We start from the raw sequence: 14,354 nt of genomic DNA, 5'->3' as shown, positions 1-14,354 counted from the left end.
CTGAGCTCACGGCCGGGATACAGAGCGCGTCGACACTCCCTCTCACCTGCTGCCCATCGGCGGCGGGCTTCTTCGAAAGGAAGCACTCTCATGATTTCGTCTCGCCAAAGCCTTCTCCTGGCCGGCCTGCTTGCCTCGGCCACTTTCGCCTCCTCCGCCGCTTTCGCCCAGGCGCCCCTCGCGGCGCCGGCGCCGCCGGCTGCTGAGGCAAAGGTGGACGCCTCCAAGGCCCCGGCGCAAGCCAAGCGCATGGACCGGGCCCAGCGCTTCGAGCGCATGCAAGCCCATCGCGCCGAGCGCCTGGCCGCGCTGAAGCAGAAGCTCCAGCTCACCCCGGCGCAGGAAGGCGCCTGGAGCAGCTTCGCGACGGCGCAACAGCCGCCGGCCCGCAAGGCAGGACAAGCCCGTCCCGATCGCGCCGAGCTGGCCAAGATGACGACGCCGCAGCGCCTGGATCTGATGCAGACGCGCCACGCCGAACGCAGCGCGATGTTCGCCAAGCGCATCGATGCCACGCGCAGCTTCTATGCGGCGCTTACGCCCGAGCAGCAAAAGACCTTCGATGCGGAAGGCATGCGCTTCGGCCATCGCGGACACGGCCATCACCACCATGGCCATGGCGAAGCCGCCAAGAGCTGAGCCCGACACCGGCCCATAAAAAAGCCCGCAGCGATGCGGGCTTTTTCGTGGTCGACTCGCACCTTACTGCGGCGTGCCGGTCTTGTCGGTCGGGTTGGTCGGAACTTCAGGCCGCTCACCCCTCTCCCCAAAGCGCGGCTTGACCTTGCGCGCCTGTTGACTCACGTCCATGCGCGTTTGCTCGCCGGTCGGCTGCGGCATCGCGTTGGGCTGGCTGTTCACGGTGGTGGTCGCCTCGCCCTTGGGCACCGGGTTGTTGGCGTTGTTGCGGTTGTGGGCGCGCGCCTCGGCCCTCACGGCGTCGCGCGAAGCCGGTTCGCTTCCGTCGGGCCGCTGGGTCGCGGTGCTCTGCGCGACGGCGACGCCGGCCAAGCCCATCAGGCCGGCGAGAAGCGTGGTGGCGATGAAACTTTGCTTCATGATGACTCCTTGTCTCTCGAGTTCAACGAATGTGAGCCCCTTCTTCATCAAGACTCCGGATCCAGCGTAGGAGCACCCAAGGCAGCCCCGTGTGGGGATGCGGCAGGCCTGCCTGTAGGAGTTGACCCGCGCCGGGCGCAGGCCGGCGCAAGTTCCTACAGCCGCCATGGGTACCTCGGCTTACAACTGCACATGTGAAGCCCTCTTCCCCTTCGGCCGGCGTGACGGCATCGCCCACCTCCCTCAAGGTCATGACCGTGAACACCCACAAAGGCTTCACGGCGCTCAACCGCAAGTTCATCCTGCCGGAGCTGCGCGAGGCGGTGCGCACGGTGGGTGCCGACGTGGTATTCCTGCAGGAGGTGCTGGGGACCCATTCGCGCCATTCCCGCAAGGTCGACAACTGGCCGGAGGCACCGCACTACGAATTCCTGGCCGACACCATGTGGCCGCAGTTCGCTTACGGCCGCAACGCGGTCTATCCCAAGGGGCATCACGGCAATGCCGTGCTGTCGAAGTTTCCGATCATCCATTTCAAGAACCACGACGTGTCGATCGTGGGCCCCGAGAAGCGCGGGCTCCTGCATTGCGTGCTGCGCCTGCCCGGCCGGCCGGTCGACGTGCACGTGATCTGCGCCCACCTGGGCCTGGCCGAAGGCCACCGGCTGCAGCAACTGGAGCTGCTGTGCCATATCGTGCGCGACGAGGTGCCGGCCGATGCGCCGCTGATCGTGGCCGGCGACTTCAACGACTGGCGCGGCCGCGCGCACGAGATCCTCGAACAGGGCGCGTCGCTGCGGGAGGTGTTCGTGCAGGCCAACGGCAGCGCGGCGAAGACCTTCCCCGCGCGCTTTCCGCTGCTCCCGCTGGACCGCATCTACGTGCGCAATGCCGGCGTGCACGCACCGGTGGTGCTGCCGCGCAAGCCCTGGTCGCACCTGTCGGACCACGCGCCGCTGGTGGCAGAGATCGAGCTGTGACCATGATGGGCAATCGCTGGGTCGGGGGCAATCGCGTCGAGCTGCTCGAGAACGGCGAGCAGTTCTTCCCACGCGTGTTCGACGCCATCCGCCACGCGCAGCGCGAAGTGATCATCGAGACCTTCATCCTGTTCGAGGACAAGGTCGGCAAGGAGCTCCATGGCGCCTTGCGGGCGGCGGCGCAACGCGGCGTGAAGGTCGACCTCATGGTCGACGGTTTCGGCTCGCCCGATCTTTCCGATGAATTCATCGAGGGGCTGACCTCGGCGGGCGTCAAGGTGCGCGTCTTCGATCCAGGCCAGCGCTTCCTCGGCCAGCGGCTCAATGTCTTCCGGCGCATGCATCGCAAGATCATGGTGGTCGACGGCACGCGCGCCTTCGTCGGCGGCATCAACTTCTCCGCCGACCACGTGATGGACTTCGGCCCGAAGGCGAAGCAGGACTACGCGGTCGAACTCGCGGGCCCGATCGTCACCGAGATCCACCGCTTCGTGCTGCGCGCGATCGCGATCGGAGGCAAGGGGCGTGGCTGGTTCAGGCGCCGCCTGCGCGCCGCCGCGCCGCACGATAACGCGCCGGCCGGCGATGCCGAGGTGCAGTTCGTCACCCGCGACAACCGCCGCCACACCAACGACATCGAGCGCCACTACCGCGCCGCCATCCGCAGCGCCCGGCAGCGCATCGTGATCGCCAATGCCTATTTCTTCCCGGGCTACCGGCTGATCAAGGAGATGCGGCGCGCGGCGCGGCGCGGCGTCGACGTGCGGCTGATTCTGCAAGGCGAGCCCGACATGCCGATCGTCAAGACGGCAGCCAGCATGCTGTATCACCACCTGCTGCACGCCGGCGTGCGCATCTACGAATACTGCGAGCGCCCGCTGCACGGCAAGGTCGCGCTGGCGGACGAACAGTGGAGCACGGTCGGATCCAGCAATCTGGACCCGCTGAGCCTGTCGCTGAACCTGGAAGCGAACGTGGTCGTGCGCGACCGGGCTTTCAACCAGCTCATGTCGGAGCGGCTCGATCGCCTGATGCGCGACCACTGCCAGCAGATCCAGACCTCGGATCTCACCGAATGGAGCGGCTGGCGCCTGGTGCGCAGCTTCTTCCTCTTCCACCTGCTGCGCTGGTATCCATCCTGGGTCGGCTGGCTGCCGCGCCACGCGCCGCGACTCCATCCCCTCGAAGCGCCCGCGCCGCGCGGCGGCGGCGCGACGCAGACGGACACGGCGTGAACCCCTCGCGACGCCACGCCTGGTGGGTCTGGGCGAAGCGGATCGGCAGCTGGGTCTTCCTCGGCCTGGTCGCCTGGCTGCTGCTGCGGCAGGCGCGCGCCATCGACTGGGACGAGGTCTTCGAATCGGTCGGCCAGATCCCGCTGCCGATGCTGCTCGCCGCGGCCGCCCTCGCCGCCTGCAGCTTCACGCTCTACAGCAGCTACGACCTGCTGGGGCGCCACATGACGGGCCACACGCTGGGCACCGGCTCGGTGATGGGCGTCACCTTCATCAGCTATGCCTTCAACCTCAACCTCGGCGCGCTGATCGGCGGCGTGGCCTTCCGCTACCGCCTCTATTCGCGCCTGGGCCTGGGCGGCATCACCATCACGCGGGTACTCGGCTTCAGCATGCTGACCAACTGGCTCGGCTACCTGGTGGTCGCGGGCGCTGCCTTCTGTTTCTGGCCGATGACGCTGCCGCCCGACTGGAAGATCGGAGAGGGCGGCCTGCGCATCCTCGGCGCCACCCTGCTGCTGCTGGCCGCGGCCTACCTGGCGCTGTGCGCGATCGCGCGCGAGCATGTCTGGAACATCCGCGGCCACGAGCTGGAGACGCCGGCGCTGGGCATGGCGCTGCTGCAGCTCGTGATGTCCTGCATCAACTGGTCGCTGATCGGCGGCGTGATCTGGTTCCTGCTGCAGCGGCAACTGCCCTACCCGCACGTGCTCGGCGTGCTGCTGGTCGGCGCCGTGGCGGGCGTCATCACCCACGTGCCGGCCGGCCTGGGCGTGCTCGAAGCCGTCTTCGTCGCGCTGCTCGCGCACCAGTTTCCGCAGAGCCGGCTGCTCGGCGCGCTGCTCGCCTATCGCGCCATCTACTATCTGCTGCCGCTCGCCATCGCCACCGTGGCCTATGCAGTCACCGAGCTGCACGCCAAGCGCCTGCGGGCGTCGCGCCCAAGAGGGCCTGCATGAGCGAACGCGGCCGCTGGCACACCGGCCTGCGCGAGCTTCCGGTGCTGGTCACGCTGCATCCGTCGGCACTGCTGCGCGGCGATCCAGCCGAACGCGAATCGGCCTACGCGCAATGGCTGGCCGATCTTGAGCGAGCCGGCGAATGCCTCGCCTGAGACAGGGCTCAGAAGCGGTACAGATAGCAGATAGCGCACCCGCACGAAGTTCTCGCCCGGGTTCGGCTTCCTGATGGCGGCATTGCGATCTTCGAAGGCGGAAGCGGCAAGGGAGAGCGCCTCCGCGCTCTGCAGCGGACAGGAGAAGCTCGCCGTGACAAAAGGTAGGAAATATTCGCTCAACGGTTGCTGCAGTGCAGCACGCAGCAGTCGATAGGCCTATAGTCGGTGGACCTTTCCACGCAGAACGTCCATGTCGCCCAGCTTCTCTTCTTCCCGCTTCTTCAATCCGCTCATGCTGTGGGTCGACGTCGCCTTCAAGACCCACGAGATGCTGCTGTCTTCCGGCTCGGTGATCCAGCTGCGCACCGAACGCATCGCCCGCGCCGGGCTCTCGCCCAGTGCCGAGGACCTGGCGGAAATGCAGCTCATGGGCCACGAGAAACTCGCGGCAGCGAGCGAATCGGGCGCGGCCATGGCGAACCAGCTGCACAGCACCCAGTTCGCGCTCGTCAACCGCGCCGTCAAGCACTGGCTGGGCGGCGCCGTTGCGCTTTTTTCGCTCAGCACCAGCACCACGCCGACGCAGATCGAGACACACGGCCGGGCGCTCGCCGGCGCCGCTGCCCGCTCCGCCGCCACGCTGACCCAGCTGTCGAGCGCCGGCGCGCGCATCGCACAACGCGGGCTCAAGCCCATCCACGCCAAGGCCACCTCGAACGCGCGACGGCTCGCCGGCTGAAAAAAATCGGCCCGCTCCAAGCTTCGTGCAACGCGAGGCTTGCTAGCCTTGGGCCGATGCGGATCTCGGAACTCGCCCAACGCGCCGGCGTCACGGTGCACGCGCTGCGCCACTACGAGCGGCTCGGCCTGCTGCTGCCGGCACGCACCGATTCGGGCTACCGCGATTACCCTGAATCGATGCGACGCGAAGTGGTGTTCATCGCGATGGCGCGCCGCATCGGCTTCTCGCTTCCGGCGATCGCCGAGCTGCTGCCGGCCTATCGTACGGGCCGCCTCAGCATCACGCGGATGACCGATGCGCTGGAGGAACGCGTGGCCGCGCTGGACGCGCAGATCGCCGAGCTGCAGGCCCTGCGCGCGCAGGTGATCGAACACGCCGCCTGGCTGCGCGCGCAACGGCGCAAGCCGCCGGCAGCGGCGAAGAAGAAAGCACCCTGGCCCAAGACCTCCACCACATCCTCCTCGAAGGACAAGAGATGACCCGCACACCTCAGCTTCAACGGATCGAACAGGCCGTGCTCGCGATGCCGATGGCGCGCACACTAGGCCTGCGCTTCACGCAACTCGCACCGGGACAGATCGAAGTCGAACTGCCCATCACCGAGCCGCTCACCTTCAGGCCGGGCCAGCTTCAGGCGACGCCGGTCTTCGCGGTCGCCGATTTCGCCGCGGTGTCCGCCGCCGCTTCCGTGCTGCCTGACGGCTGGAGCAACGCGACCGTCGACGCCACGCTGAAGCTCGTCGCACCCGCTGTGGGCCGCGCGGTGCGCGCACGCGGCCGCGTGGTGAGCGCCGGCCAGCTGCTCACCGTGTGCGCGGCCGAGGTCTACGCCATTGGCGAGAACGGGGAGGAACGCCTCTGTGCCACGCTCCTGGGCACGGCGCGCAACATCAAGCCGCCGGTACCAGCCGCAGCAGGGTGATTTCGGAAGGCGCGCCGAAGCGCTTGGGCGGTCCCCAGTAGCCGGTGCCGCGGCTGGTGTAGACCCACATCTCGCGCAGCCGGTGCAGCCCGGCCGTGAAAGGCTGCTGCAGCGGCACGAACAGGTTCCACGGAAAGAACTGGCCGCCGTGCGTGTGGCCCGAAAGCTGCAGCTGGTAGCCGGCTTCGGCCGCGGCCGGCGCGCTGCGCGGCTGGTGCGCGAGCAGCAGGCGCGTGCGCACCAGCGGCGGCGCATCGTGCAGCGCGCGCTGCGGATCGCTCGCATGCGCAGCATCGAAATGCGCGGCGGTGTAGTCGGTCACGCCGGCCACCACCAGCGCGCTGTCGAGCACCTCCTCGTCGGTCTGCGCGCCCCGCACATTGCGCGTCTGCAGCACCACGTGCTCGTTGAGCAGCACGCGCAGGCCCAGGCGGCGCAGTTCGTCGATCCATGCCTGTGCGCCCGCGTAGTACTCGTGGTTGCCGGTCACCACGAAGGTGCCGTGCCGCGCGCGCAGGCCGGCGAGCGGCGCGACATGCTCGCGCAGCTCGGCCACCGTGCCGTCGACCAGGTCGCCCGTGATCGCGATCATGTCCGCGCCCAGCGCATTGACCGCATCGACGATGCGCTGGATGTAGCCGCGCCGGATGGTCGGCCCGACGTGGATGTCGCTGAGCTGGGCGATCGTGAAGCCGTCCAGCCCGGAGGGCAGGTCGCGGATCGGCACATCGACCCGCACCACGCCGGCGGTGCGCCGCGCGTTGAAGAAGCCGATCAGCGAGATCAGCGTCGCCAGCAGCGGCACCGCCGCCGCGCTCCAGGCCTGCCCGCGCGGCCAATCGATGGCCCAGCCGCCGAGGGCGGTGGCGAGCCAGGTCAGCAGCAGGCCGGCGTCACGCGCCATCGTGAGCACGAACATCGACGAAAACCATCCCATGCAGAGGAGGCCCAGCCATTTCCACCCATCGGCCAGCGGCGCCCGGCCTGCGGAGCGTGCACCGACAAAGGGCAGTGGCATGGTCGCGGCCGAGAGCACCAGCGCCGCCAGCAGCACCGGCCAGGCGCCGGCGAGCAAGGCGAGCGCCGGCAGCAGCCGCAGGCCGATATAGGCGTGCAGCAGCGTGGTGAGAAGAATCAGGGGCGGGAGCGGCATCGAGGCCTTGAAGAGTGCGCACAGTGCGGACACCGCATGTGGGCGCCGCCGCCTTCACATTCAAGGCGCGTGCCAGCAAAGAAAATGGCGCCTCAGTCGATGGCAAAGGCGATCGCGACCGCGCCCAATGCCAGGATCGCGAGGCCGGCCAGAAACAGCAGTTCCGCACGGCGCTCATGGCGCGGTCCTTCGCGCCGGGAACGCATCGACACGAAGGACAGCACCGCGCTCGCCAGGAAGATCAGCGCGTCGAAGGCCAGCAGCTTGTCGATCAGCACGCGCGAGTGGCCGTCGGGACGCAGGTGGCCGATCGACAGCACCGTCATGCACACGCCAATCATCGTGGCCGAGGTCGGCAGGATGTGCGCCGAAAGGCCCCGGCTCTCGAGGATCCGCGGAATCACGAATGCGCGCTCACGTCCGTGCCTGCGGGCCACAGGAAGAGGGTGCGGGTCGGGCTGCCGGCGCGGATCTCGACCGCCTGCTTCAGCGTCCGGCCGGCCAGCGTGGCTTCCACCTCATAGCGCCCGGGCTCGAGCCGCGCCACCATGAACGGGCCTTCGGCCGTCACATGCGCCAGCACGTCGCGGCCGGCGGCATCGCGCACCGACACGGAGACGTCGGCCGCGAAATCCGCGCGCGTGCCGTCCTTGATTGCGAATTCGAAGGTCGCCGGCCATCGCGGCGCGACGCTTTGCATCAGCGCCGCCTCGTCGCTGCTGATGCCGCCGCTCATGTACTCGATGCCGTTCGTCATGCGGATCGGCGGGTTGTAGGCCGCCTGCGCCGCCAGTGCACCGAAAAGCGACGCGCCACCGATTGCCAGGGCGGCCACGGGCCGCCAGATCCGGGTTGTGTTCTTCATTGCCGTGTCCTTGCTCGGGTTGATGAGATCGATGGAGGCCAGGCATCTGCACTCCACGCCCGGACTATGGGCGGCAAGACTTAGGCGAAGCTGAATCTGCGAGGACTCTCAGTCGCTGGTGCGGGCTGCGGCTTGTTGTTCCGGCATGAGCTGCCCGGTCGCCGCGGCGAAATCGACGTTGGATGGCCAGACGAAGGCAGCGCGGGACGCCATTCCGTTGAACACGATCAGCGGCTGCTGCAGCGTGATCCCGGCCAGCGTGGCCTCGACCTCGTAGGCGCCGGGGTCGAGCCGCGCCAGCATGAAGGGAGCGCTCGAAACGGCCTCCATCACCGGCCGGCCCGAATAGCGTTCGCGCACCACCACCTTCACGTCGGCCGGTACTTCGCCCGTTTTGGCACGGTTGACCGAGAACTCCAGCGTCGCCGCCCAGCGCGGCGAGACCATGCGCATGAACGCCGCCTCCGCGCTGCTTTTTCCGCCGCACATGTATTCGATGCCCTGCGCCATGCGGATGGGCGGGTTCGTCGTCAGTGCGTGCGCCGAAGTCCATGCACCAAAGAAAGCCAGAGCCACCGTGGGCCACCAAAACCGGGTTGCTTTCATCGCTTGCTGTCCTCGCTCCAAAAAACGGCGTCAATCCGCCGGAATTTTGCTTAGCAAGAGTCGGGCTAGGTATAGCGTTTACGAGGATTGGCGCGGCGCAGCGGCCTCGGCGGGCGGCTCGGCATGCGGTATTTCACGAACCGGCTTGAGCCGGGTTCGCAATTACACGTCGATGTTCGACGCCCGCAGCGCGTTCTGCTCGATGAACTCGCGGCGCGGCTCGACCTCGTCGCCCATCAGCATCGTGAACACGCGGTCGGCTTCGATCGCGTCGTCGATCTGCACGCGCAGCAGCCGGCGCACGGCCGGGTCCATGGTGGTTTCCCACAGCTGCTGGGGATTCATCTCGCCCAGGCCCTTGTAGCGCTGGCGCGCGGTGGCGTTTTCGGCCTGGCCGATCAGCCAGCGCACGGCCTCGCGGAAGTCGTTGACCTTTTCTTCCTTGGCCCGGTCGCCCTCGCCGCGCTTGACCACGGCCCCTTCGCCCAGCAGGCCCCGGAATGTCTGGGCGGCAGCGGCCAGCGCCGCGTAATCGGCGCCGTGCACGAAATCCTGCGTGATCACGCTGCTCTTGATGTTGCCGTGATGGCGGCGGCTGATGCGCAGGAGCGGCTTGTCGGTGCGCACGTCGAACTCGCTGGCCACCTCGGCGGGGACGCCCGTGGCGTCGAGTTCGCGCAGCTTGTTCTGCAGCGCCACGGCTGAAGCCTCGGCGCTGGCCGTGGTATCGAGATCCAGCGACACGCCATCGGCGATGGCACGCAGGGCCGCCGCATCGAGGAACACGCCCAGGCGTGCAATGACCGCTTCGGCCAACTGGTGCTTGCGTGCCAGCTCGGCCAGCGTGTCGCCGCTCAGAGTGGTCGGCTTCTCGCCACCGGTTTCGACGCTGGCATCCTTGAGCGCGACCTTGAGCAGGAAGGCATCGAGCGCCGGCCCGTCCTTCAGGTACTGCTCTTCCTTGCCGACCTTCACTTTGTAGAGCGGCGGCTGCGCGATGTAGATGTGGCCGCGCTCGACCAGCTCGGGCATCTGCCGGTAGAAGAAGGTCAACAGCAGCGTGCGGATGTGGGCGCCATCGACGTCGGCGTCGGTCATGATGATGATGCGGTGGTAGCGCAGCTTCGCGACGTTGAAGTCGTCGGCGCCGCCGCCCGCACTCGTCGCGCCGGCCCGGCCGATGCCGGTGCCGAGCGCGGTGATCATGGTGAGGATTTCGTTGCTGGTCAGCAGCTTCTCGTAGCGCGCCTTCTCGACGTTCAGGATCTTGCCGCGCAAGGGCAGGATGGCCTGGAACTTCCGGTCGCGGCCCTGCTTGGCGGAGCCGCCGGCGGAGTCGCCCTCCACCAGGTACACCTCGCACAGCGCCGGGTCCTTTTCCTGGCAGTCGGCCAGCTTGCCAGGCAGGCCCATGCCGTCAAGCACGCCCTTGCGCCGCGTCATCTCGCGCGCCTTGCGGGCCGCTTCGCGCGCCCGCGCGGCGTCGACGATCTTGCCGCAGATGATCTTGGCGTCGTTCGGGCGCTCCTGCAGGTAGTCGGTGAGGAGCCGCCCGACGATGTCTTCCACCGGCGCGCGCACCTCGCTCGACACCAGCTTGTCCTTCGTCTGGCTCGAGAACTTGGGTTCGGGCACCTTCACGCTGAGCACGCAGCACAGGCCTTCGCGCATGTCGTCGCCGGTGACTTCGACCTTGGCCTTCTTGGCGAACTCGTTCTCTTCGATGTACTTGTTGATGACGCGCGTCATCGCGGCGCGCAGGCCGGTCAGGTGGGTGCCGCCGTCACGCTGCGGAATGTTGTTGGTGAAGCACAGCACCTGCTCGTTGTAGCCGCTGTTCCACTGCATCGCGACCTCGACGCCGATGTGCGTGCCCGGAATGCCGCCATAGGTGTCGGCCGGCTTCTCGCCCATCGCGTAGAACACGTTGGGATGCAGGACCGTCTTGCCCTTGTTGATGAATTCGACGAAGCCCTTGACGCCACCGGCACCGGAGAAATCGTCTTCCTTGCCGGTGCGCTCGTCGAGCAGGCGGATGCGCACGCCGTTGTTCAGGAAGCTCAGTTCGCGCAGGCGCTTGCTGAGGATCTCGTAGTGGAAGTCGGCGTTTTCCTTGAAGATTTCGTCGTCGGGCAGGAAGTGCACCTCGGTGCCGCGCTTCTCGGTATCGCCCGTGATCTTCATCGGTGACACCTCGACGCCGTTCACCGTCTCGACGATGCGGTTTTGCACGAAGCCTTTGCTGAACTCCAGCGTGTGCACCTTGCCCTCGCGCCGCACCGTGAGGCGCAGCATCTTGCTGAGCGCGTTCACGCAGCTCACGCCGACGCCGTGCAGGCCGCCCGAGACCTTGTAGCTGTTCTGGTTGAACTTGCCGCCGGCGTGCAGCTCGGTGAGCGCGATCTCCGCCGCCGAGCGCTTGGGCTCGTGCTTGTCGTCCATCTTCACGCCGGTCGGGATGCCGCGGCCGTTGTCGACCACCGAGATCGAGTTGTCGGTATGGATGGTCACGACGATGTCGTCGCAGTACCCCGCCAGCGCTTCGTCGATCGAGTTGTCGACCACTTCGAACACGAGGTGGTGCAGGCCGGTGCCGTCGGAGGTATCGCCGATGTACATGCCGGGGCGCTTGCGCACGGCTTCCAGGCCTTCGAGGATCGTGATGGAGCCTTCGCCGTAGGAGTTGTCCGCGATCGGTGTCACTTCGATCGGGATCGCGCTGTCGATCTCGGGGGTGTAAACCGGCTCGGTGTGCGGCACTTCCGGCTTGTTTTCTTCGCTCATCAGGATCCTTCTCTCTATCTCTCGGCGCTTGTTGCGCCATTCCAGGAATACCGCGGAACCGGCTTTGCCGGCCCGCTGGTATTGCCCCCTGCAAGGGGGTTGGAGGCCACACGAAGTGGGCAAGCCTGGGGTGTGCTAAATCCTCATCGGCATCACGACGTACTTGAACGACGCGTTGTCGGGAATCGTCATCAGCACCGAGCTGTTGGAATCGGCGAGGTCCAGCTTCACCATGTCCTGGCCCATGTTGGCCAGCGCATCGATCAGGTAGGTCACGTTGAAGCCGATTTCGATGGCGTCGCCGCCGTAGTCGATGTCGAGCTCGTCCTGCGCTTCTTCCTGCTCGGCGTTGTTCGACGCGATGCGCAGGGTGCCGGGCTCGATGTTGAGCCGCACGCCCTTGAACTTCTCGCTGGTCAGGATCGCAGTGCGCTGCAGGCTGGCCAGGAGCGGCGCACGGCCCAGAGTCACGCTGTTCTTGTGGGTCTTGGGGATCACGCGGTTGTAGTCGGGGAACTTGCCTTCGACCAGCTTGGTGACGAACTCCATGCCGCCGAAGCTGAACTTGGCCTGGTTGTTCGCGAACTGCATCTCGATCGCGCCTTCGGCGTCCGACAGCAGGCGCTGCATCTCGAGCACGGTCTTGCGCGGCAGGATGACTTCCTGGCGCGGCACCTCGACGTCGAGCATGGCCGATGCGAAGGCCAGGCGGTGGCCGTCGGTGGCCACCAGGCTCAGCTGCTTGCCCTCGGCCACGAAAAGGATGCCGTTGAGGTAGTAGCGGATGTCATGCACCGCCATCGCAAACGAGACCTGGCTCAGCAGGTCTTTCAGCGTCTTCTGCGGCACGCTGAACACCGGGCCGAAGTTGGCCGATTCCTGCACCAGCGGGAAGTCTTCGGCCGGCAACGATTGGAGCGTGAAGCGGCTCTTGCCGCCCTTGAGCACCAGCTTGCTCGCGCTCGACTCGAGACTCACTGTCTGGTCGGCCGGCATGGTGCGCAGGATGTCGATCAGCTTGCGTGCGCCGATGGTGGTGGTGAAGTTGCCTTCGTCCCCGCCGAGTTCGGCATGGGTGCGGATCTGGATCTCGAGGTCGCTGGTGGTCAGCTGCAGGTTGCCGGCGGTCTTGCGGATCAGCACATTGGCCAGGATCGGCAGCGTGTGGCGCCGCTCCACGATGCCCGCCACCGATTGCAGCGCGGCGAGGACTTTGTCTTGTGTTGCCTTCAATACGATCATGTGTCTTACCTCTTCCTTATTTCTTTAATTCAACTTAGTAGTAGTAGATAAGGGATGCCCTCAGCTGTGGACAGGGCGATTTTCCGCTTTTGCGACAGGCACTTGCGTGAGCCGGCTGGCTGTGTGCAGCCGCGCTTCGCTGCTGTCGCGCAAAGGCGGACAACTTCGCGGTGCGCACCGCGGCTGTGGACAAGCACCCGCTTGTGCCGAAACTGTCCCCAGAGTTGTCCTTTGACAGGCTTTCGTGAATCTGCGATGACGCTCATTCCTCAGCCCTTGAGGGTTTGCTCCAGCACGTGCAGCTGCTGATTGAGCTCGGTGAGCTGCTGGCGCTCGCCCGAGATCTTTCGCACCGCGTGCAGCACCGTCGTGTGATCGCGGCCGCCGAACAGTTCGCCGATCTCCGGCAGGCTCTTCTGGGTCAGTTCCTTGGCCAGGTACATGGCGATCTGGCGCGGCCGGGCGATCGATGCCGGGCGCTTCTTCGAATACATGTCGGCGACCTTGATCTTGTAGTAGTCGGCCACCGTCTTCTGGATGTTCTCGACCGAGATCTGCCGATTCTGGATCGAGAGCAAGTCACGCAATGCTTCGCGTGCGAGCGCGATCGAAATTTCTTTCTGGTTGAAGCGCGAGTAGGCGAGGATCTTGCGCAGCGCGCCTTCAAGCTCGCGCACGTTGGAGCGGACGTTCTTGGCGACGAAGAAGGCCACTTCCTCGGGCATCTCGGCGCTTTCGGCGCGCGCCTTGTTGATCAGGATCGCCACGCGCATCTCGAGCTCGGGCGGCTCGATCGCGACCGTGAGGCCGGAATCGAAACGCGAGACCAGCCGCTCATGGATGTCCGCCAGGCCCTTGGGATAGGTGTCGCTCGTCATGACGATGTGCGACTTCTTGGCGAGCAGGGCTTCGAAGGCGTTGAAGAATTCCTCCTGCGTCCGGTCCTTGTTGGCGAAGAACTGGACGTCGTCGATCAAGAGCAGGTCGAGCGAGTGATAGCGCTCCTTGAACTCGTCGAAAGTCTTGCGCTGATAGGCTTTGACCACATCCGAAACGAATTGCTCCGCATGGATGTAGAGAACTTTGGCGTCCGGCCGGTCGGACAGGAGCCGGTTGCCCACCGCATGCATCAGGTGGGTCTTGCCCAGGCCGACCCCGCCGTAGATGAAAAGCGGGTTGTAAAGATGGCCGGGCATGCCGGCCACGTGCATCGCCGCTGCGCGCGCCATCCGGTTGGCTGTGCCTTCGACCAGCGTGTCGAAGGTGAGGCCGGAGTTCAGCCTGTTCTTGAATGCGGTGCCGCTCAGGTCCTCACCCGGGCCGGCCACGTCGCGCGGCACATCCGTTTCGGAGACGATGGCCATCGATACAGGCCTGGCAACGATTTCTCGAGGAGCGAGCGCTAACTCGATGATCACCGGCTGGCCATAGAGCTTCTCGGCCATGGAGGCGATCTTGCCGGCGTACTGGGCCCGGATCCAGTCGAGCTTGAAGCGGTTGGCGACGAAGACCGTGACCCGTGAAAGATCGTCCGCGACCCTCGCGGTCAGCGGCTTGATCCAGGTGTTGAACTGCTGTTCGGACAGCTCCTGCGCGAGCTGGTCGACGCAGGCCTGCCAGAGGCTGTCACCGACGCCGTCACTCGGCAT

General features: G+C 66.5%; 16 protein-coding genes. 8 read left to right on the top strand and 8 right to left on the bottom strand.

Translation table 11 applies throughout. The annotated features are described in order from the left end of the window. Positions 1 to 90: 90 nt before the first annotated feature. Positions 91 to 639: a Spy/CpxP family protein refolding chaperone gene (locus tag ACSQ86_RS00080; protein WP_436302237.1), complete on the top strand. Its 549-nt coding sequence runs from the start codon at positions 91 to 93 to the stop codon at positions 637 to 639. A gap of 63 nt (positions 640 to 702) precedes the next feature. On the opposite strand, the gene ACSQ86_RS00075 is transcribed toward ACSQ86_RS00080, so the two are convergent. Further along, positions 703 to 1,059 (bottom strand): serine/threonine protein kinase, encoded by a 357-nt coding sequence (locus tag ACSQ86_RS00075; RefSeq protein ID WP_436294823.1) that lies wholly within the window; start codon positions 1,057 to 1,059, stop codon positions 703 to 705. A 251-nt stretch (positions 1,060 to 1,310) separates the two neighbouring features. Between ACSQ86_RS00075 and ACSQ86_RS00070 the strand changes: the two genes are divergently transcribed. The 7 genes from ACSQ86_RS00070 to ACSQ86_RS00040 all read left to right on the top strand — a co-directional run bounded on the left by ACSQ86_RS00070 (position 1,311) and on the right by ACSQ86_RS00040 (position 6,055). Further along, on the top strand, positions 1,311 to 2,039 hold the full coding sequence (locus ACSQ86_RS00070; protein WP_436310238.1) for an endonuclease/exonuclease/phosphatase family protein: 729 nt from the start codon (positions 1,311 to 1,313) through the stop codon (positions 2,037 to 2,039). A gap of 2 nt (positions 2,040 to 2,041) precedes the next feature. Beyond that, on the top strand, positions 2,042 to 3,274 hold the full coding sequence (gene clsB / locus ACSQ86_RS00065; RefSeq protein ID WP_436308259.1) for a cardiolipin synthase ClsB: 1,233 nt from the start codon (positions 2,042 to 2,044) through the stop codon (positions 3,272 to 3,274). After that, complete coding sequence (locus ACSQ86_RS00060; RefSeq protein WP_093107039.1) at positions 3,271 to 4,233, top strand: lysylphosphatidylglycerol synthase domain-containing protein; 963 nt, start codon at positions 3,271 to 3,273, stop codon at positions 4,231 to 4,233. The genes clsB and ACSQ86_RS00060 overlap by 4 nt, the downstream gene beginning before the upstream one ends. Next, the gene (locus ACSQ86_RS00055; protein WP_436308258.1) at positions 4,230 to 4,388 is read left to right on the top strand and encodes a hypothetical protein; all 159 of its coding nucleotides are present in this window, start codon (positions 4,230 to 4,232) and stop codon (positions 4,386 to 4,388) included. Before ACSQ86_RS00060 ends, ACSQ86_RS00055 begins: the two co-directional genes overlap by 4 nt. A 253-nt stretch (positions 4,389 to 4,641) precedes the next feature. Next, positions 4,642 to 5,130 (top strand): polyhydroxyalkanoate granule-associated phasin, encoded by a 489-nt coding sequence (locus ACSQ86_RS00050; RefSeq protein ID WP_436302234.1) that lies wholly within the window; start codon positions 4,642 to 4,644, stop codon positions 5,128 to 5,130. A gap of 56 nt (positions 5,131 to 5,186) precedes the next feature. Beyond that, positions 5,187 to 5,612 (top strand): MerR family transcriptional regulator, encoded by a 426-nt coding sequence (locus tag ACSQ86_RS00045; RefSeq protein WP_436308257.1) that lies wholly within the window; start codon positions 5,187 to 5,189, stop codon positions 5,610 to 5,612. Then, positions 5,609 to 6,055, top strand: a complete 447-nt coding sequence (locus ACSQ86_RS00040; protein WP_436308256.1) for a PaaI family thioesterase — start codon at positions 5,609 to 5,611, stop codon at positions 6,053 to 6,055. Before ACSQ86_RS00045 ends, ACSQ86_RS00040 begins: the two co-directional genes overlap by 4 nt. Here ACSQ86_RS00040 and ACSQ86_RS00035 read toward each other — a convergent pair. From ACSQ86_RS00035 to dnaA, 7 genes are all read right to left on the bottom strand, one after another. After that, the gene (locus tag ACSQ86_RS00035) at positions 6,024 to 7,208 is read right to left on the bottom strand and encodes a metallophosphoesterase (protein WP_436308255.1); all 1,185 of its coding nucleotides are present in this window, start codon (positions 7,206 to 7,208) and stop codon (positions 6,024 to 6,026) included. The genes ACSQ86_RS00040 and ACSQ86_RS00035 overlap by 32 nt on opposite strands. A 92-nt stretch (positions 7,209 to 7,300) precedes the next feature. After that, complete coding sequence (locus ACSQ86_RS00030; protein WP_244503867.1) at positions 7,301 to 7,612, bottom strand: hypothetical protein; 312 nt, start codon at positions 7,610 to 7,612, stop codon at positions 7,301 to 7,303. After that, positions 7,609 to 8,073 carry a hypothetical protein gene (locus tag ACSQ86_RS00025; protein WP_436302230.1) on the bottom strand — a complete coding sequence of 155 codons (465 nt, stop codon included), beginning with the start codon at positions 8,071 to 8,073 and terminating at the stop codon, positions 7,609 to 7,611. The genes ACSQ86_RS00030 and ACSQ86_RS00025 overlap by 4 nt, the downstream gene beginning before the upstream one ends. Positions 8,074 to 8,181: 108 nt before the next feature. After that, positions 8,182 to 8,679, bottom strand: a complete 498-nt coding sequence (locus ACSQ86_RS00020) for a hypothetical protein (RefSeq protein ID WP_436308254.1) — start codon at positions 8,677 to 8,679, stop codon at positions 8,182 to 8,184. 162 nt (positions 8,680 to 8,841) lie between these two features. Further along, positions 8,842 to 11,466 (bottom strand): DNA topoisomerase (ATP-hydrolyzing) subunit B, encoded by a 2,625-nt coding sequence (gene gyrB / locus ACSQ86_RS00015; RefSeq protein WP_436306226.1) that lies wholly within the window; start codon positions 11,464 to 11,466, stop codon positions 8,842 to 8,844. A gap of 132 nt (positions 11,467 to 11,598) precedes the next feature. Further along, the gene (gene dnaN, locus ACSQ86_RS00010; RefSeq protein ID WP_436308253.1) at positions 11,599 to 12,705 is read right to left on the bottom strand and encodes a DNA polymerase III subunit beta; all 1,107 of its coding nucleotides are present in this window, start codon (positions 12,703 to 12,705) and stop codon (positions 11,599 to 11,601) included. Between the two features lie 269 nt (positions 12,706 to 12,974). Further along, positions 12,975 to 14,354 (bottom strand): chromosomal replication initiator protein DnaA (gene dnaA / locus ACSQ86_RS00005; RefSeq protein ID WP_093107053.1); only part of this gene is annotated, 1,380 nt, incomplete at its 5' end.

The sequence above is a fragment of the Variovorax sp. LjRoot130 genome (assembly GCF_964253755.1).
GTDB lineage: Bacteria > Pseudomonadota > Gammaproteobacteria > Burkholderiales > Burkholderiaceae_C > Variovorax.
The sequence above is the reverse complement of the archived record's forward strand: the minus strand, read 5'-3'. Positions and strand labels throughout refer to the sequence as shown.